The sequence below is a fragment of the Burkholderia sp. MSMB1589WGS genome, assembly GCF_001636105.1.
GTDB classification, from domain to species: domain Bacteria; phylum Pseudomonadota; class Gammaproteobacteria; order Burkholderiales; family Burkholderiaceae; genus Burkholderia; species Burkholderia humptydooensis.
Map to the genome: position 1 here is coordinate 223,854 of NZ_LNJT01000001.1, position 17,344 is coordinate 241,197.

The 17,344-nt window shown below is 69.1% G+C and carries 16 protein-coding genes; 5 read left to right on the forward strand and 11 right to left on the reverse strand.

Annotated features, from left to right (window positions below; genetic code table 11):
• Together WT16_RS01040 and WT16_RS01045 are read right to left on the reverse strand one after the other, a co-directional pair.
• A complete protein-coding gene (locus tag WT16_RS01040; RefSeq protein ID WP_063532527.1) occupies nt 1-627 on the reverse strand; it encodes a ParB-like protein in 627 nt (208 codons plus the stop codon).
• Nucleotides 628-767: 140 nt separating this feature from the next.
• Nucleotides 768-1,322 carry a GNAT family N-acetyltransferase gene (locus WT16_RS01045; RefSeq protein WP_063532528.1) on the reverse strand — a complete coding sequence of 185 codons (555 nt, stop codon included), beginning with the start codon at nt 1,320-1,322 and terminating at the stop codon, nt 768-770.
• Nucleotides 1,323-1,696: 374 nt separating this feature from the next.
• Here WT16_RS01045 and WT16_RS01050 point away from each other — a divergent pair, with 374 nt between their 5' ends.
• The 4 genes from WT16_RS01050 to WT16_RS01065 all read left to right on the forward strand — a co-directional run bounded on the left by WT16_RS01050 (nt 1,697) and on the right by WT16_RS01065 (nt 7,084).
• Nucleotides 1,697-2,923 (forward strand): MFS transporter, encoded by a 1,227-nt coding sequence (locus WT16_RS01050; RefSeq protein WP_006026569.1) that lies wholly within the window; start codon nt 1,697-1,699, stop codon nt 2,921-2,923.
• 216 nt (nt 2,924-3,139) lie between these two features.
• The gene (locus WT16_RS01055) at nt 3,140-4,096 is read left to right on the forward strand and encodes a TetR/AcrR family transcriptional regulator (protein WP_063532529.1); all 957 of its coding nucleotides are present in this window, start codon (nt 3,140-3,142) and stop codon (nt 4,094-4,096) included.
• A 184-nt stretch (nt 4,097-4,280) separates the two neighbouring features.
• A complete protein-coding gene (locus tag WT16_RS01060; RefSeq protein WP_063532530.1) occupies nt 4,281-6,053 on the forward strand; it encodes an AMP-binding protein in 1,773 nt (590 codons plus the stop codon).
• A 59-nt stretch (nt 6,054-6,112) separates the two neighbouring features.
• Nucleotides 6,113-7,084: a DUF1571 domain-containing protein gene (locus tag WT16_RS01065; protein ID WP_063532531.1), complete on the forward strand. Its 972-nt coding sequence runs from the start codon at nt 6,113-6,115 to the stop codon at nt 7,082-7,084.
• A gap of 136 nt (nt 7,085-7,220) precedes the next feature.
• Here WT16_RS01065 and WT16_RS01070 read toward each other — a convergent pair whose 3' ends face one another.
• The gene (locus WT16_RS01070; RefSeq protein WP_015600364.1) at nt 7,221-7,499 is read right to left on the reverse strand and encodes a PXPV repeat protein; all 279 of its coding nucleotides are present in this window, start codon (nt 7,497-7,499) and stop codon (nt 7,221-7,223) included.
• 310 nt (nt 7,500-7,809) lie between these two features.
• On the opposite strand from WT16_RS01070, the gene hfq reads away from it, so the two are divergent.
• Nucleotides 7,810-8,406: an RNA chaperone Hfq gene (hfq, locus tag WT16_RS01075; protein WP_006026564.1), complete on the forward strand. Its 597-nt coding sequence runs from the start codon at nt 7,810-7,812 to the stop codon at nt 8,404-8,406.
• Nucleotides 8,407-8,571: 165 nt separating this feature from the next.
• Here the strand turns inward: hfq and WT16_RS01080 are convergent, their stop codons facing one another.
• The 8 genes from WT16_RS01080 to WT16_RS01115 form a co-directional block, all read right to left on the reverse strand.
• Nucleotides 8,572-9,282: a DUF2968 domain-containing protein gene (locus tag WT16_RS01080; RefSeq protein ID WP_063532532.1), complete on the reverse strand. Its 711-nt coding sequence runs from the start codon at nt 9,280-9,282 to the stop codon at nt 8,572-8,574.
• Nucleotides 9,283-9,370: 88 nt separating this feature from the next.
• Nucleotides 9,371-10,762 carry a sigma-54 dependent transcriptional regulator gene (locus WT16_RS01085; protein ID WP_006026562.1) on the reverse strand — a complete coding sequence of 464 codons (1,392 nt, stop codon included), beginning with the start codon at nt 10,760-10,762 and terminating at the stop codon, nt 9,371-9,373.
• Between the two features lie 16 nt (nt 10,763-10,778).
• Nucleotides 10,779-12,590 carry a TadG family pilus assembly protein gene (locus tag WT16_RS01090; RefSeq protein WP_063532562.1) on the reverse strand — a complete coding sequence of 604 codons (1,812 nt, stop codon included), beginning with the start codon at nt 12,588-12,590 and terminating at the stop codon, nt 10,779-10,781.
• Between the two features lie 8 nt (nt 12,591-12,598).
• Nucleotides 12,599-12,988, reverse strand: coding sequence for a DUF3613 domain-containing protein (locus WT16_RS01095; RefSeq protein WP_059929663.1), 390 nt, complete (start codon nt 12,986-12,988; stop codon nt 12,599-12,601).
• A gap of 21 nt (nt 12,989-13,009) precedes the next feature.
• The gene (locus WT16_RS01100) at nt 13,010-13,954 is read right to left on the reverse strand and encodes a tetratricopeptide repeat protein (RefSeq protein WP_059929665.1); all 945 of its coding nucleotides are present in this window, start codon (nt 13,952-13,954) and stop codon (nt 13,010-13,012) included.
• A 36-nt stretch (nt 13,955-13,990) separates the two neighbouring features.
• A complete protein-coding gene (locus WT16_RS01105) occupies nt 13,991-15,010 on the reverse strand; it encodes a type II secretion system F family protein (RefSeq protein WP_059929743.1) in 1,020 nt (339 codons plus the stop codon).
• Between the two features lie 5 nt (nt 15,011-15,015).
• Nucleotides 15,016-16,011 carry a type II secretion system F family protein gene (locus WT16_RS01110; protein WP_015600665.1) on the reverse strand — a complete coding sequence of 332 codons (996 nt, stop codon included), beginning with the start codon at nt 16,009-16,011 and terminating at the stop codon, nt 15,016-15,018.
• On the reverse strand, nt 16,004-17,344 hold the full coding sequence (locus WT16_RS01115) for a CpaF family protein (protein WP_015600967.1): 1,341 nt from the start codon (nt 17,342-17,344) through the stop codon (nt 16,004-16,006). The genes WT16_RS01110 and WT16_RS01115 overlap by 8 nt, the downstream gene beginning before the upstream one ends.

Sequence of the window (17,344 nt, forward strand, 5' to 3'; positions counted from 1 at the left end):
TCAGCGCGGCGCCGCGATCACGCCGGACCAGCCCGGCAGATAGCGCGCCTCCTGCGTGTGCGCGTAGCCGAGCGCCGCTTCGAGCGCCTTCGCGAAATCCTTGCGGATCTGCGTCAGCGCGATTTTCGGACGCAGGAAATCGGCCCACAGGAACTCGCTGAACGGCGTCGCGTCCTTCGCGTAGCCGCCCGCCGTGCGCAGCTCGCCCGCGAGGCTGCGGTAGGGATCGTCCTTCAGGCCGACGAGCGATGTCGGCAGGCGGGCGTAGTCGTGGCGCGCGCCGTTCGCGCCGAACGGATGCACCCATTGGTTGTGCTCCATCATCCGCCAGAAGATCGTCTCGTCGAGCCACGACAGATCCTTCAGCAGCATCGCCTTCACCTGGGTCACGCCCTCCTCGATGAGCGCGAGCCCGAGATGATGGTGATCGGTGATGAAGTATTCGCCGCCCGGCCCGAGCACGGCCGGGAACCAGTGCGACTCGATCGCCGCGCGGCGCGCCTTCTTGCCGAGCGACTTCCAATGCTTGCGCTTTGCCTTCACTTCGCGATAGCCGACCGTGATCTGCGTCGGGCGCAGCGCGTCGAGCTTCGCGGGAATGAAATGGACGTCCTGGCCGATCGTCATGATGGGGCTCCCGAATAGGATGTCGGCAACGATACATGGGATCGGCGTTCGCGTTAATACCGCGTTGCCCTCGAAGTTTGCGCAAAGCGCACTGCCGCACGCTGCGCGGCCGGCGGTGCGCGCCTTCCGCCCGCGCGCGCTCAGCCGCGTGCGGCCAGATCCGCGCGCTCAAGCCGGTGGCGAACGTACGGGATGCCGTCCCGCACGATGCCGACGCGCCGCATCCCGAGCTTGCGCGCGACGTTCAGCGACGCGCCGTTGGCCGCGGCGATGTCCGCGACGACGCGCGGCAGCCTGACCGTCTCGAACGCATGCCGGACGACGCGCCGCGCGGCTTCGCTCGCGATCCCGCGCCCCCATGAGGCGCGCACGAGCCGCCAGCCGATCTCGACGTCGCGGCCGCCTTCGACGTAGTCGGGGATCAGCAGCATCCAGCCGACGAACCGGGCGGGCTGCGCCTTCTCGAAGATCGACCAGTAGCCGAGCCCCGGCGGATACGCGCACGTGATCCGATGCTCGACGAAGCGGCGGTGCTCGACGGGGTCGTCCCACGGGCCGGCGATGTGGCGCGTCACGTCCGGATCGCGATCCATCGCGAGGCATGCGTCGAGATCGGCGAGCACGCGCGGACGCAGCCACAGGCGGTCGGTTTCGAGTGTCGGCAGCGCCGGGTGAGCTTGCGTATCCGGATCCATCCGTCAACCTGTAAGCACATGAAAGAAGGAAAACGGCGCTACCTTAGCACCGCGTGCCGCATCGCGAAAACCGGTGCGAATCCTGTCCTGTCGAAGCCCGTTGAGTCCCGCCGAGTCGCGTGCGATCCGCTCGATGCGCGCGCGACTTCGCCCCGGTATCGCGCGACTCGCATGCGGCGCGCGGCGCACGCGCATCGCAGCGCCCTGCGATTGCGGGACGCGCAACAATCCATTTCATAGGGATAAATCCGGATCGGCCCGCTCGGGGCCTTCACGCGCGCGGCGAGCGGCGTACACTCGCGTTACCGCCCGCGCGCCGCGCCAGCCGGGCGGTGCGGGGCACGACGGCGCTTCCCTCTCGAGGAGACTGCGTCATGGCCATAAGCTGGACCCGGGAACAACGCAACGTCACGATCGCCGCCTACCTCGGCTGGACGCTCGACGCATTCGATTTCTTCCTGATGGTCTTCGTGCTGAAAGACATCGCCGCCGAATTCAACACGAAGATTCCCGCCGTCGCGTTCGCGATCACGCTGACGCTCGCCGCGCGCCCGATCGGCGCGCTGATCTTCGGCCGCCTCGCCGACCACTTCGGCCGCCGGCCGACGCTGATGATCAACATCGCGTGCTACTCGCTGCTCGAGCTCGCGTCCGGTTTCGCGCCGAGCCTCGCCGCGCTGCTCGCGCTGCGCACGCTGTTCGGCGTCGCGATGGGCGGCGAATGGGGCGTCGGCTCCGCGCTGACGATGGAGACGATTCCGCCGCGCGCGCGCGGCGCCGTGTCGGGCCTGCTGCAGGCGGGTTATCCGAGCGGCTATCTGCTCGCGTCGGTCGTCTTCGGCCTCTTCTACCAGTACATCGGCTGGCGCGGGATGTTCATGATCGGCGTGCTGCCCGCGCTGCTCGTGCTGTACGTGCGCGCGAAAGTGCCCGAGTCGCCCGCGTGGCGGCAAATGGAAAAGCGCGCGCGCCCGAGCCTCGTCGCGACGCTCAAGCAGAACTGGAAGCTGTCGATCTACGCGGTGGTGCTGATGACCGCGTTCAACTTCTTCTCGCACGGCACGCAGGATCTCTACCCGACCTTCCTGCGCGAGCAGCATCACTTCGATCCGCATACGGTGTCGTGGATCACGATCGTGCTGAACATCGGCGCGATCGTGGGCGGCCTCACGTTCGGCTGGTTGTCCGAACGCATCGGCCGCCGCCGCGCGATCTTCATCGCCGCGCTGATCGCGCTGCCCGTGCTGCCGCTGTGGGCGTTCTCGGCGGGCACGCTCGCGCTCGCCGCGGGCGCGTTCCTGATGCAGATCTCGGTGCAGGGCGCATGGGGCGTGATCCCCGTGCACCTGAACGAGATCTCGCCGGACGAGATTCGCGCGACGTTCCCGGGCTTCGTCTATCAGCTCGGCAATCTGCTCGCGTCGGGCAACGCGACGATGCAGGCGCAGCTCGCGGTCGATCACGGCAACGACTACAGCATGGCGCTCGCGACGGTCGCGGGCATCGTCGCCGTCGTCATCTGCGTTTTAATTGTGTTCAGCCGCGAACGACGCGGGATCGACATGACGCAAACGGCCGCGATGGGCTCGACGACCGGATGACCTCGCGCGCGGCGGCGCACCATCGCGCAAGCGCGCGTCGCGCTGCGCGCGGCGCACCGTTCATGCTGCATCGCACTGTATGCTCTAGAGGATTTTGTCCATAAAGAACGCTTGCCGCCGCCCCGCGCCGCTTTTTATCTTAATGAAAACGGCTGTTTCAATTACAGATTTGAATCGCTTGTTCGCGTACCGGGAAACCGGCAAGGGAGGCGGAACATGGCAGTTCGACAAGCCAGCCGGCAATCCGGCGGGACGAAGGCGCGCATCCTGGATGCGGCCGAAGATCTTTTCATCGAGCATGGCTTCGAAGCGATGTCGATGCGGCAAATCACATCGCGCGCCGCGGTGAATCTCGCCGCGGTCAACTATCACTTCGGCAGCAAGGAAGCGCTCATCCACGCGATGCTGTCGCGACGCCTCGATCAACTGAACGAGGAGCGCCTGCGCATCCTCGATCGGTTCGACGCGCAACTCGGCCCGCACGTCACCTGCGAGCACGTGCTGGGCGCGATGTTCATTCCGGCGCTGCAGGCGTCGCGCGATCCGCAGCGCGGCGGCCGCGCGTTCCTGAGGCTCATCGGCCGCGCGTACACCGATCCGTCGGCGTTCGTGCGCAACTTCCTGACCGCGCACTACGCAACCGTCGCCGGCCGCTTCTTCGACGCATTCCAGCGCGCGCTGCCGAACCTGCCGCGCGCGGAGCTCGGCTGGCGGCTGCACTACGCGATCGGCGCGCTGTCCGGCGCGCTCGCGGGCGCGGAGACGGAGAGCCTCATCGACGAATTCACGCAAGGCCGCACGATGAACGACGTGCAGATGATCGCGCGGCTGTCCGCGCTGATCGTCGCGGCGCTGAACGCGCCGATGCCCGACGCGACGCAGCTCGCGATCTTCGCATCGGTGCTCGACGGCGCAGCGGCCTCGGCCAGCGCGACGATGCAGCCTGCCGGACCGCTTGCGCCCGCGCCCGCCGCCGCGCCGTCCGCAGCCCCCGCACTCGTGCCGGCCGCCGCCGTGTCGGCGCTCGCGCCAAGCGCCGTGCCGCCGGCTCCGGTCGCGCCGGCGTCCGCCGCGCCGATGCCGGCGGCCCCCGCGGCGCCGGCGTCACCCCGCACCGAGGCGTTCGCGGCCGAGCCGGTCGGCGCGGCCGCACACGAGACGCACGCGACCTGAGAAGGCTCGCGCACCGCGAACGCCGGCCGCGCGGTACGCGACTGCACGGGGCGGCGCTGACATATCGCGACCCGGCGCCCGCCTTTTCGGCGCCCACCCCGGCACGCGCATCGCGCGGCGAGTTCGCGCAACGCGCCGCCGACGCCCGCGCGCCGGCCCATACCAACGATTCAGGAGACAAGCGATGACCGCCCCCGTTGCGCCCGCCCACGCCCACACGCAAGCGCCGAACACCGACGGCATCTGGTACGCGTCGTACCCGAAAGGCGTGCCGCACGACATCGACGTCACGCAGTACGAATCGCTTGCTCAGTACTTCGACGAATGCACGACGCGCTATGCGCAGCGCATCGCCTTCATCAGCGCGGGCGCGCGGATGACCTATGCGGCGCTCGCGCACAAGGCGGCCGCGTTCGCGTCGTATCTGCAGAGCCTCGGCGTGAAGCCGGGCGACCGCGTCGCGATCATGCTGCCGAACACGTTCCAGTATCCGGTCACGCTGTTCGGCACGCTGAAGACGGGCGCGATCGTCGTCAACGTGAATCCGCTCTACACGGTGCGCGAGCTTGCGCATCAACTGAAGGACAGCGGCGCGCAGACGATCGTCGTGTTCGAGAACTTCGCGAAGACGCTGCAGGACGCGCTGCCCGAGACGCAGATCAAGCACGTCGTCGTGACCGCGCTCGGCGATCTGCTCGCCGACGGCCTCAATCCGAAAGGCCGGCTGATCAACTTCGTGCTCAAGCACGTGAAGAAGCTCGTGCCGGCGTATCGGCTGCCCCAGGCCGTGCGCCTGCGCGCGGCGCTCGCGGCCGGCGCGAGGAAGGCGCCCGCGCCCGTTGCGATCAAGCGCGATGATCTCGCGTTCCTGCAATACACGGGCGGCACGACAGGCGTCGCGAAAGGCGCGATGCTCACGCACGGCAACCTGATCGCGAACCTTCTGCAGGCGAAGACGTGGATCGAGGATCAACTGACGGGCGACGTCGAGACGGTGCTCACGCCGCTGCCGCTCTATCACATCTATTCGCTGACGGTGAACGCGTTCATCTTCCTCGGCCTCGGCGGGCGCAACATCCTGATCGCGAACCCGCGCGACACGAAGATGATGATGAAGATCCTGCGTCACGAGACCTTCACGGGCATCACCGGCATCAACACGCTCTACAACGCGTTCCTCGACAACGAGGAATTCCGCAAGCGCGACTTCTCGAAGCTCAAGCTCGCGATGGCGGGCGGCATGGCGATGCAGCGCGCGGTCGCCGAGCGCTTCGAGCAGGTGACCGGCTGCCCGATCGTCGAAGGCTACGGGCTCACCGAGTGCTCGCCGATCGTCACGATGAACCCATACGACGCGAACGAGAAGCGCGCGTTCAGCGGCTCGATCGGGCTGCCCGCGCCTTCGACGATCGTGCGCTTTCGCAAGGAGGACGGCGCATGGGCGAACGTCAGCGAGCCGGGCGAGCTGTGCGTGCACGGCCCGCAGGTGATGCGCGGCTACTGGCAGCGCCCCGACGAGACCGCGAAGGTGATCGACGCCGACGGCTGGCTCGCGACGGGCGACATCGGCGTGATGGACGAGCAGGGCTTCATCCGCCTGATCGACCGCAAGAAGGACATGATCCTCGTGTCGGGCTTCAACGTGTATCCGAACGAGATCGAAGACGTGCTCGTGTCGCATCCGGGCATCCGCGAAGCGGCGGCGATCGGCATTCCCGATCCCGTGCATGGCGAGCGCATCAAGGTGTTCGTCGTGCCTCGCGATGCGTCGCTGACGGTCGAGGACGTGCTCGCGCACTGCCGGAAGAACCTGACGGGCTACAAGATGCCGAGGGCCGTCGAGTTCCGCGACGCGCTGCCGCAGACCAACGTCGGCAAGATCCTGCGCCGCGCGCTGCGCGACGAGGAACTCGCGAAGCTCGCGAACGCGCCTGCCGATCCGTCGGCGAAGCACTGATCCGGGCGGACCGCGAAAGCCCCTCAACAGGATTCTTGATCGCGTTCTGGGAGGAATGCATGTCGTACGCGTCACCACAACACCCGTCTTCGTCGTCGCGAACACGATTCGCACGGCGCCGTCTCGCCGCCGCGTCGGCCGTGGCCGCGCTCTCGCTCGTGCCCGTGCTCGGCCAAGGCGCCGCGCACGCGCAGGCCGACGCCGAGGCGAGCGCCGCCGTCGAACCCGGCGCGCCGGGCGCGGCGCTGCCGCCCGAGCTCGCGAAGGTCGCGAAGCTGCCCGCCGACCAGCAGGCGCGCTGGCTGCGCACGGCCGCGCGTCAGGGCACGCTCGAAAAGCTCGACGACGCGACGCTCACGGCGCTCTTCGAGTCGCTCGATCCGCAGACCGTGCCGGATTACGTCGCGGCGGGACCGATCGGCCATCCGTCGTACCAATTCACGATGCTGCGCCAGGAGCGCATCAGCGGCAAATGGCCGGATACGCCCGACCACATGTTCGTCAAGGTGACGCGCGGCCCGCTGCGCGTCTACGCGAAGTGGCTGCCGGACGGCGCGCATTCGGGCCAGGAAGTGATCTACGATTCGACGAAGCGCGCCGACGAAATGTACGGCCACCTGGGCGGCCTGCTCGGCAAGCTGCCGATGTGGACGGCCGTCGACGGCACGCTCGCGCGCGCGCAATCGAATCACCAGGTGCGCGATCTCGGCACCGAGTTCGTCGCGAACCTGTTCCTGAGCGAGGCGAAGAAGTACCGCGACGCGGGCGTGCTGAAGCCGACGCACGTCGAGGCGAAGACGATCAAGGGCGTGCGCGTCGTCGCCCTCACCTACGAGACGCCCGGCGGCCGGCCGCAGTTCTACGCGAAGAAGGAAACGCTCGGGCTCGACTTGCGGCAACCGTACTTCCGAACCGTCGAATCGTACGACAACGACGGGCGCCTGTTCGAGAAGGTCGTGTTCGAGAAGATCACGCCGAAATCGCTCGACGAAACGGCGTTCGATCCGAAGAATCCCGATTACGCATTCTGATTCGTCATCGCCGTGTCATGAACGGCGGCGGCGGGCTGCGATGAAAAACGCCGCGCGGACCATCACGGCCCGCGCGGCGTTTTTTTCGTTGCGGCGGCGCGACGGGCCCGTCGCGGCGGCAGGCCGGATCGCGTGGTCAATCGTCATCGTCGTCGTGATGGCGGTGCCACTTGCGCCAGTGCTTGCGATAGTGCTTCCAGTAGTCTTCGTCATCGTCGCCGCGCCAGCCGCCGTAGTACGCCGGGTAGCCGACGACCGCGGGCTGCGGCGCGACATAGACGGGTTCCGGCGCCACATACACCGGCGCGACAGGCACGCCGACGCCGATCGACAGATCGACGCCGCCCGCCGTCGCGGCGCCCGATGCCATGAGCGCCGCGACGCCCAGCATCGTGCTCGTCAGTAATTTTTTCATGTTCGTCACCTCACCTCGTTTCGCCGGCATGGCCGGCCTTCTGCACGCACTCTATCGGACCTGCGCGGCGGCAGGTGCAACGGCCGTGCGAGACCTGTAACCCGACGTAACGAAAATGCGCGCCAACGCGCATTGGCCGATCGGACGGATCGCGCAAACGCGCGGGACCGTCTATAGTGGGTAACGATTGGACACAAACGCTCGCGCGCGCATCGGGTTCGAACAGGGTAAAATCCCGCCAAACGCTGTGTAAGTTCGCATGCGGCGAAACGCATAACTCTTAATTGACGCCGGCACCTGCCGCTTTTTAATGGCCAATCCTGCAGAATCCCATCCGCAAAACGACTTCATCAATGCCGCGCGCAAGGAACGCAAGCGCGTCGAAATTTATCTCGTCAACGGTATTCGCCTGACGGGATGCATCGAGTCGTTCGACCAGTACCTGGTGATGCTGCGCACGCCCGTCGGCCTGCAAGGCATCTATAAACGCGCCATCTCGACGATCCAGCTCGACACGGGCGGCTCCCGTCCGGGCGGCGGCCGCGGCCCGCGCGCGGGCGGCCCCCACGGCGGCGGTGGTCGCCCCGGCGGCCGCGAAGGTGGCGGTCACGGTCCGTACGGCTCGCACGGCGGCCCGCGCGGCGAAGGCGGCGGCTATGGCGCTCGCGAATCGCGCGGCGATGGCGGCTATGGCTCCCGCGAACCGCGCGGCGACGGCGGCTACGGCTCGCGCGAACCCCGCGGCGACGGCGGCTATGGCGCGCGCGAACCGCGCGAGCCCCGCGAGTCTTACGGCGCGCCGCAAGAAGGCGCATCGGCGCCCTCCGGCACGCAGGAGCGCAACGGCAACGGCCCCGTGATCGTCACGCGCCGCCGCCGTTCGCTCGGTCCGACCGACGGCCAATAAACCGGCCCCGCCAAATCGAAAGGGCAAGCCATCACCGGCTTGCCCTTTTTTGTCTCAGGCCCGTTCCCGGCGTGAACGGGCCTCAGTCTCGCGAGCCCGCGCCACGGCGAATCCCGGGGCCTGCGCGAAGCGGGACCGTCCGATCCCGCCCCGTCCGTGGTGCGATCACCGCATCTTCGGCAATCCTGCGTCGGCTTGCCGCTGCAACGAACGAACCTGCTGCTGCAGCTTGCGCAGTTGATCCTGCCGCTCGTTCTTCTGCTCCCGCAGCGCGGCCGCCTCGTCGAGCTTGTCCTTCTGCCGGCTCGCGACGGCCGCGCGCTGCTCGCGCGCGATGCTCAGATCCGCCTGCAGCCGGCTCGCCCGCTCCTGCACGGCGGCGATCTGCCGATCGGTCTGCGCTTTCTGCGATTCGAGCTTCGCGGCCTGCAGTTCATTGACCGCGAGCGTCTCGGATTGCTTCGCGAAATCGCGGTAGACCGCTTCCGCGCGCGCCTCGCTCGCCGTCCTGATCACGCGCCAGAACGCCCTTTGCTGGAACAGCGCGACAAAATACGTGCCTTCCTGGATGTTGAGCAGCAAGCTCGCGCCGTAGCTGCCGTTGTACGTCGTGCGCATTTCGGTCAGCTCGCGCGCCTGAATCTGGCGCTGCAGCTCGTCGATCGTGCTCCTGCCGTTCGCATCCGCGCTCGCGGCCGCCGCCGGCGCGCCGCCGGGCGCCGACAGATTGACGACGGCCGGCGCCGAGACGCCCGGCGCCGCCGCGGCGGATGCCGTCAACGCCGGCGACGCAGCGCCGCCTTCGCCTTCCAATGCCTGCGCATGCGCGCCGCAGAGGCCGCCCGCCGCCGCGATCGCGACGAAGACGCGCCCCATTCCCCGTATGTGGCTCATTCTGTTTTTCCTGCTTCGAAGTGTTGTAGTTTTTCGAATGCATGTTCGTCGGCTGCGTCGCAGCCCTTTTTCATTCGCTTTCCCGTGCCTCAGGCTCCTCGTCGAAAATCTGGTATTTGCGCATCTTTTCCCACAGCACCTTGCGGCTGATCCCGAGATGCTGCGCGGTATCCTGCCGACGCCAACCGTTGGCGTCAAGCGCGGCGATCACGCGGTTGCGCTCGGCCATGTCCCACTTGCTGCGATCGGCGAACACGTCGGGCGCGCTCTCCGCCGGCACCGGCTGCGCGGCGCTGCGCGCGCGCGCGACGAGCCGCTGCAGCCGCGCCGTGTCCCAGCCGCCCGTCTGCCGCACCGTCACGCCGACGCGCTCGGCCAGGTTGCGCAGCTCGCGCACGTTGCCCGGGAAGTACGAATCGGCGACCGCCTCGGCAAGCCAGTAAGGCAGCTCCGGCAGCGCGGCGAGCCGATCCTCGCCGACGACCGACGCGACGAACGACTTGAAGAGCGCGATCTTGTCGACGGGCCCGCGCTCCTCGAGCGACGGAATGCTCAACTCGATCACCGCGAGCCGGTAATACAGGTCCGCCCTGAACAAGCCGTCCTTGACGAGCAGCGGCAGTTTCTTGTTGCTCGCCGCGACGAGCCGGAAGTCCACCTTGACGGGCGCGGTTGCGCCGATGCGCAGCACCGCGCCGTCCTCGAGCACGCGCAGCAGCTTCACCTGCTGGTAGAGCGGCAGGTCGCCCACTTCGTCGAGAAAGAGCGTGCCGCCCGCCGCCTGCTCGAAGTAGCCCTTGTGCGTGCCGACCGCGCCCGTGAACGAGCCCTTCGCGTGCCCGAAGAAGAGCGACTCGAACAGGCCGTCCGGAATCGCGCCGCAGTTGACGGGCACGAACTCCCCCATGCAATAGCGCGAGTGCTTCTCGTGCAGCAGTTGCGCGACCCGCTCCTTGCCGACGCCCGTCTCGCCGTGCAGCAGCACGTTCGTGTCGCAGTCGGCAAACGTGTCGACTTCCTGCAGCAGCGCCTGCATGCAGTCCGAATGCGCGACGAGCGTGCTCGGCTCGAGCGTTTTCGCCGCATGCGCGCGCAGTTGCACCGCGAGCTTCGAGATCATGCCGCGCAGTTCCGCGCACGTGAAATCGAGCGGCAGGATGTGCGAATACTCGGGCGGATACTGCGACGGATCGTGATCGCGCGCCGCGCCGACCCAGACCACCGGCATGCCGATGTCCGCCTGCCAGGTGCGCAGGAACGCCGCGCCGCTCTCGATCATCGACACGCTGATGATCGCGAGCGACGGCCGCATCGCGGTTCGATCGGGCGACAGCGCCTCGTTGTCCGCGCGGATCACTTCGACGTCGAAGCTCGACATGCAGCGCGCGACCCGGTCGACGATGTCGGCCTTGCCCTCCCAGACGTACAGGTCGAGTCCTTCGATTGCGTTCGTGTTTCTCATCGTTATGCGTGAATCTTCAATAAACCGTTTGCGCGGCGCCGCAGGTCAGCGCCAGGTTGTGAACCGTCGCCGCGCCGAGCTGCACGCCGAGCAGGCTCAAAAGCGGCACGACGACCTGATCGAGCGAGCCCAGCACGGGGCCGAGCAGGTTCAGCAGCACGGAGACCACCGGCCCCAGCGCATCGCCGACGGGCACCGGCATTTGCAGCACATAGAGCGTGAGGCCGTTCGGCCCCGTCAGCGATTGCGCGGCGCCCGACAGCGCGTTCGAGATCACCGAGCCCACCGCGTTCGAATTCGTCGTCTGATAATCGTCGGCGTCGCCCGTCACGCCGTTGAACGTGAGCGTCGCGGCGCTGGCCCTCGGCACGACCGCCGGCAGCGCGACGGCCGACTTGACCTGCAGGAGCGGCGCGTTCGCCAGGCCGATCGATGCAATCGTCGCAGGCGCGTCGCAGGCGAACGTCTGCTGCGCGGAAAGATCCGTCGGCGGGTTGCCCACGCACAGGTTCGCGAGGCCCGGCTGCACGACGATCGTCGCGCGGCTCGCTGCGGCGGTTGCAGCGCAACTCGTCGACTGCAGCCACGCGGAGCCCGTCGCGACCTGCAGCGCGATCGGCAGGCTCAGATCGACCTGTATCAGGTTCTGCACGAGGCTCACGAGCGGCGCAAGCGGCAACAGCGCGCCGGTGGGCGACAGCCCCGTGGTGCCGAGACTCACTTTCACATACAACCGGATCTGCGCATTGTTCGCCTGCGTGCGCCACGCCCCCGTCTTCGGGTCCGTTCCCGCCTCGCCGATCACGATCGTCGGCGGCTCGATGACCTGCAGCTTCAGCGTCGCACCCTGGCCCGCCGCGAGCTGCAGCTTCGTCGCGACGTCGACGGCCGGCTTGCCCGCCGCCGCCACCTCGGCCGCGACCATCAGCGCATCGAGCACGTCGATCTTCGCGTCGGCGGCCGCCTGCGTGTCGGACAGCCCGAGCGCGAACACGCCGGGCCCGCCCGACTGGCCGCCGAGGCTGAATTTCCCGCCGCCGGGATTCGCGCCGGCGATCGCCTGCAGCGCGGCGACGCTCGCCTGCAGGTTCGCGTTCACGACTTGCGTGCGCGACAGCGCGGTCAGCATCAGATCGACGAACTGCCCCGCCGTCACCTGCGTCGCGAGCAGTTCGTTGACGGTCAGCACGTTCGCGGCCGCCATCAGGTCGCCGACCTTGATCTGCGTCGACGCGAGCGCCTGGTACGACAGCGCGCTCAGGCCCAGATTCGTGCCGAGCAGCGCATTGAGCACGCCGTTCACGAGGCCGCCCTGCAAGCTCGCGAGCGTCGTGCCGATCGTGAACTGGTCGACGTTGGTCGCCTTCGCGGTCGACGTCGCGCTCACCGTGCGCGACGGGCCGAGGAAGAAATACGGCACGGTCTGCGTTGCCGTCACCTGCACCGCGTTGAGCGGCGTCGACGCCGTGTTGAAGTAGCTCGGCCCCACGTTGCTTTGCGTGTCCCAGCGCCCGCACGCGACCGTCAGCGTGTTGCCGCCCGCCGACGGATCGAAGCCGTTCGAGCTCGCGTTCGCGGCGGCGGCCGCGTTCGGCTGCGCGCATCGATCGTCCATTCTCTGCGCGCCGGCGAGCGCGGCCACGTCGGCGACCCGCTGCAAGTCGCGGCGCACGAAGAACACGTTGCCGATGTCGACCGCGCCGAGCGCGGCGATCGCGACGAGCATCCAGATCGCCGCGACGACCGCGAACGAGCCGCGCTCGCGCGCGATCGCCGCGCGTCCGCGGGCGGAAGGCCGATGCTCGGCGCGACGGCGGGCCAATGGCATGCGATCGCTCACTGCGAACGCGACGCCGGCGTGAGGAGATAGTCCGCGCCACCGCCTCCTCCGCCGCTCATGCCCGCGGCCGATCCGTAGAACGCCGGGATCTTCGTCTTGAACGACTCGAGATAGCGCGCGTACGCGAGCGACGCCGCCTCGCCGATCATCGGCTGCGCCGGCGCCGCCTCGCGGTTGCTGGCCTGCAACGCAAACCATGTCTGTGACGCGTGGCCGATTTCCGATGCGGGCGGCGCGTCGTGTTGCGGCTGCGGCTGCGACGATTGCGCGCGGGCGGCGCCCGCCGCGCACGCGAGCGCGGCCGCGAGCGCGAGCGTCGCCGCGCAAAGCGCGCGGCCGCGCCCGGAGCGGGCAGCGGCGGTCTGGGTATGGTCATGCGTCGTCATGTCGACTCCGTATCACGTCTGTCATTGCGAGAATCGCTGCAAGAGCGGCACCGTCGGCTCGAACGCCGGCGCCGTGGCGGCCGCGACGGGCGCGGGCGCGGCCGCGCCGGCCACGGCGCCCCTGCTGGCCGCCGCCTCGCCGCTCGAACCCGCCGCGCCGCCCGCCGCCGCGTTCGCGGCGATCGCCATGCCCGCGGCAGCGGCCGCGCCCGGCGCGCCCGGGCGCGCGAGCGCCCGCTGCCGCGCGCGCGACGCGGCTGCGATCTTCGTCGCGTCGTTGCGGATTTCCGTGCGCACCGCGGGCGCGAGCTTCAGTTGGTTCATCAGGCCGAGCGCGTCGCGCGTCTGCCCCGTCGCGAGCAGAAAGAGCGCGAGATTGCTGAGGATCTTCGGATTGTTCTGGTCGAGCTCCGCCGCCTTCATCAACGGCACGCGCGCGCCCCCGACATCGCCGCTGCGCATCCGCGCATACGCGAGATCGGACAGCGTCAGCGAATCGGTCGGCGCGAGCGCGCTCGCCTGCGCGAGCGCCTGCGACGCGGCGTCGAAATCGCCCGACGCGCCGGCCAGCAAACCGAGCCCGCGATAGCCGCGCGCGGCAAGCGGCGTGCCGAGCAACTGCCTGTACGCGACCGTGCTCGCGGCCGGCTGGTCGGTCGCGCGCAGCGCGTCCGCGCGCAGCAGGATCGTGTCCGGCGACGCGCCGTACTGCTTCTCGTAAGCGTCGATGTGCGCGAGCGACGCGTAATGGAGCCCCTGCGACTGCATCCGGCCGATGAGGCCGAGATACATGCCGGGCGTGTCGGGCGTCGCGTTCCTGTCGGCCGCGGCCTGCATCAGCGCCGCGCGCTCGGCCTGCGCGCCGATCCCGTAGCCCGACTCCTTGAACGCCCCGCACGCGGCGAGCGACAGCGCAAGCGCCGCGAGCGCCGCCGTCGTCATCGGTGAAAAGCTGCTTCGTCTCATGTCGTTCCTTCCTTCGTTGCGCGGCGGCAAACGCGGCTAGCGGCGCGCGGCCGTGAGCGCGTGCGTGACGGCGAGCATCCCCGGCCCCGCGGTCACGATGAAGAGCGCGGGCAGCAGCGTGAGAATCATCACGCCCGTCATCTTCACCGTGAGGCGGCCGATCCGCTCGCGCAGCATCGCGCGGCGCACTTCGCGCAGCCGGTCGCCGAACTGCTTGAGCGGCTCCTGCACCGCGCCGCCGTGCTTGTCGACCTGGATCAGCAGGCGCACGATCGCGCGCAGATCCTCGTTGTCGAAGCTCGTCGCGAGGCGCTGCAGCGACTGCTCGCGCGTGCGCCCCGCGACGAACTGCCGCTGCGCGATCCCGAGCTCCGACGACAGCACGGGCAGCATCCCCTTGAAGTCGTTCGTGACGACCTGGATGCTCTGGTCGAGCGACAGCCCGACGCCCTGCAACAGCCGCAGCATGTCGACGAGCAGCGGCATCTCGTCGACGACGGACTGGCGGCGCGCCGCCGCGCGGCGGCGCACGTAGATCTTCGGCAGCATGAAGCCGGCGATGACGCAGAGCGCGACCCAGGCGGTCAGATGCGTGCGGACCGTCTCGCCGCCGGCGAGCGCGACAGCGGCGGGCAGCGCGATCGCGCACGCGATCCGCGCGCTCAGGAAGACGCCGCGCGTGTGCGCGTCGACGTAGCCGCACTGCTCGAGCAGCATCCGGTCTTCTTCGGCGACGATCTGCTTGCCGAGCCGCGTGTCGAGCAGGCGCATCCCGAACTTGCCGGCGCGATCGAGCAGCGTCGCGAAGCGCGGACGGCACTCGTCCGGCGCCGCGTCCGCGGCGCTCGCGCGCGCCGCGCCGAGCGCCGACGCCGCACCCGCCGCCGCACGCGCGGCGGCCGCCTCGAGCGCAGCGGCGCGCTGGTCGAGCGCGTCCGCAAGCGTGCGGCCGGTGCGCCGCGCGAGCACGGCCTGCATGATCGCGAGCCCGGCGAGCATCAGCACGCCGATTGAGCCGAGGACGAGCGCGATTGCGCCAAGACGGCTGGGGTCCATCGTGATCACCTCAATCGGGCGAGCCGGTACAGCCAGTAGCCGCCGGCGACTTGCAGGATGAACGCGAGATACACGAGCTGGCGGCCCATCGGATCGAGCCACATCGCGCTGAAATACTTCGGATTCGTCGCGATCACGAAGCTGCCGATGCCCACGGGCAGCGCGCCGAGTACCCACGCCGACAGCCGCGTCTCCGCCGACATCGCGACGAGCTCACGCTCCGCCTGCTCGAGGTCGCGCATGAAGACGGCCATCCGGTCGAGCATCACGTCGGCGCGGCCGCCGTACTTGACGGACAGCCGCAGCACCGAGCCGACGAGCTCGAACTCCTTGATCCGGTAGAGCGTCGCGACATAGACCATCGCGCGATCGATCTCGACGCCCGAGCGCAGCATCCGCGACACGTGGTCGAGGCAGCCGCGCAGCGGCGCCTCGGTCGTCTGCAGCGTCGCCTGGAACGCGGCGGGCACGCTGTTGCCGAGCGTGACGAGGCGCACGATGCCGTCGAGGAACGACGGCAACTGGCGCACGATCCGCAGCCGCCGCTTCTGCATCCGCGACACGAGCCAGAAGACCACGAGCGTCGCGCCCGCGACGAACGCCGCGACGGCGGCGAGCAGCCCGCCGCGCAGGCCCGCCCACAGCGTCGCGACGGCCGTCGCCGCAACGAGCGCGATGAGCGGCGTGCGAATCTCGGACACGCCCGCGCGGTTCGACACGTTCAGCCACGCATCGGCCGCGCGTTCGCGCCAGCGCGCGAGGCCCTCGGCGGGCTTCGCCGCGGGCGCGCCCGCCGCCGGCACCGCCGCCGCGCGCTTCGGCTCGGCCGCGGCCGGCATCTTCGGCGGCGCGCCCGGGCGCGCGCCGGGCTCGAGCCGGCTGTCGATGTAGCGCGCCGCGTGCGCGCGCTCCTTGTTCGCCGCGCCGCGCCGCCATAGTGCGAGCGCCCCGGCGACGCACAGCAGCGCGAGCGCGAGCGCCCAGAGCGCCGCGCTAGACATTGAAGCCCCCGCCGCGGCCGTACGGCTCGCCGCCGAAGCCGCCGCCCGCGAGCGCCTGCCTGAACCGCGCGAGCTTCGGCGAATGCGGATGGATGCCGAGCGATTCCCACGCGTCGGTCTCGTCGCCGTCCACGTTCACGCGCGGCTCGTAGCGATAGAGCTCCTGCGTCGCGATGATGTTGTCGGACAGCCCCGTCACCTCGGTGACCGACAGGATGCGCCGCCGCCCGTTCGACAGCCGCCCGATCTGCACGATGAAATCGACCGCGTTCGCGATCTGCCGGCGCAGGCTCGATTCGGTGCCCTGGAAGCCCGCGAAGCCGGCGAGCATCTCGAGTCGGTACAGGCACTCGCGCGGCGAGCTCGCGTGGATCGTGCCCATCGAGCCGTCGTGACCGGTATTCATCGCCTGCATCATCTCGAGCACTTCGCCGCCGCGCACTTCGCCGACGATGATCCGGTCCGGGCGCATCCGCAGCGTGTTGCGCAGCAGGTCGCGGATCGACACGACGCCCGTGCCGTCGAAGCCGCCCGGCCGGCTCTCGAGCCGCACCACATGCGGGTGGTTGAGCGACAGCTCGGCCGTGTCCTCGATCGTCACGACGCGCTCGACTTCGGGAATGTGGAACGCGAGCGCGTTCAGAAGCGACGTCTTGCCGGAGCTCGTGCCGCCCGACACAAGGATGTTGCAGCGCGCGGCGACCGCAGCTTCGAGCAGCGCGCCGATCTCGTCGTTGAACGTGCCGTTCGCGAGCAGATCGGCGGGCTTCAGCGGGTCCTTGCGGAACTTGCGGATCGACACGACCGGGCCGTCGATCGACAGCGGCTCGATCACGACGTTCACGCGCCCGCCGTCCGGCAGCCGCGCGTCGACCATCGGATTCGACTCGTCGAGCCGGCGGCCGATCGGCGCGAGAATGCGCCGCACGATGCGCAGCAGGTGTGCGTTGTCGGTGAAGCGCACGGGCAGCTTCGTCAGGATTCCGTGCTTCGACACGTAGACGTCGCTGTAGCCGTTGATCAGGATGTCCTCGACGTGCGGATCGGCGAGCAGGTCCTCGATCGGGCCGAAGCCCGCGAGCTCCTTCGTCAGCGCCTGCGCGACCGCGCGCACCTCGTTCTCGTTGAGCGGAATGCGGCGCAGCCGCACGAAGCTGTCGATCTCCAGATCGACGAACTGGTTGATCGCCTGCCGCGACCAGCGCCCGAACTCCGCGCCCAGCTCCTCGATGCGCGTCAGAAGGTGCTCGTGCGCGGCGTTCTTGATGTCGTGAAACTGCTGCGTTTGCGAGAACGGCGTCGCCCCGTCGGCAAATTGAATGTCGTGTGCCAT

Excerpts from the sequence above, each read along its gene's own strand:
- WT16_RS01090 (WP_063532562.1), bottom strand. The coding sequence starts at position 12,590 with ATGCCATTGGCCCGCCGTCGCGCCGAGCATCGGCCTTCCGCCCGCGGA.
- hfq (WP_006026564.1), top strand. The coding sequence starts at position 7,810 with ATGGCCAATCCTGCAGAATCCCATCCGCAAAACGACTTCATCAATGCC.
- WT16_RS01115 (WP_015600967.1), bottom strand. The coding sequence starts at position 17,344 with ATGGCACACGACATTCAATTTGCCGACGGGGCGACGCCGTTCTCGCAA.
- WT16_RS01045 (WP_063532528.1), bottom strand. The coding sequence starts at position 1,322 with ATGGATCCGGATACGCAAGCTCACCCGGCGCTGCCGACACTCGAAACC.
- WT16_RS01070 (WP_015600364.1), bottom strand. The coding sequence starts at position 7,499 with ATGAAAAAATTACTGACGAGCACGATGCTGGGCGTCGCGGCGCTCATG.
- WT16_RS01055 (WP_063532529.1), top strand. The coding sequence starts at position 3,140 with ATGGCAGTTCGACAAGCCAGCCGGCAATCCGGCGGGACGAAGGCGCGC.
- WT16_RS01110 (WP_015600665.1), bottom strand. The coding sequence starts at position 16,011 with ATGTCTAGCGCGGCGCTCTGGGCGCTCGCGCTCGCGCTGCTGTGCGTC.
- WT16_RS01105 (WP_059929743.1), bottom strand. The coding sequence starts at position 15,010 with ATGGACCCCAGCCGTCTTGGCGCAATCGCGCTCGTCCTCGGCTCAATC.
- WT16_RS01085 (WP_006026562.1), bottom strand. The coding sequence starts at position 10,762 with ATGAGAAACACGAACGCAATCGAAGGACTCGACCTGTACGTCTGGGAG.
- WT16_RS01050 (WP_006026569.1), top strand. The coding sequence starts at position 1,697 with ATGGCCATAAGCTGGACCCGGGAACAACGCAACGTCACGATCGCCGCC.
- WT16_RS01080 (WP_063532532.1), bottom strand. The coding sequence starts at position 9,282 with ATGGGGCGCGTCTTCGTCGCGATCGCGGCGGCGGGCGGCCTCTGCGGC.
- WT16_RS01060 (WP_063532530.1), top strand. The coding sequence starts at position 4,281 with ATGACCGCCCCCGTTGCGCCCGCCCACGCCCACACGCAAGCGCCGAAC.
- WT16_RS01040 (WP_063532527.1), bottom strand. The coding sequence starts at position 627 with ATGACGATCGGCCAGGACGTCCATTTCATTCCCGCGAAGCTCGACGCG.
- WT16_RS01100 (WP_059929665.1), bottom strand. The coding sequence starts at position 13,954 with ATGAGACGAAGCAGCTTTTCACCGATGACGACGGCGGCGCTCGCGGCG.
- WT16_RS01065 (WP_063532531.1), top strand. The coding sequence starts at position 6,113 with ATGTCGTACGCGTCACCACAACACCCGTCTTCGTCGTCGCGAACACGA.
- WT16_RS01095 (WP_059929663.1), bottom strand. The coding sequence starts at position 12,988 with ATGACGACGCATGACCATACCCAGACCGCCGCTGCCCGCTCCGGGCGC.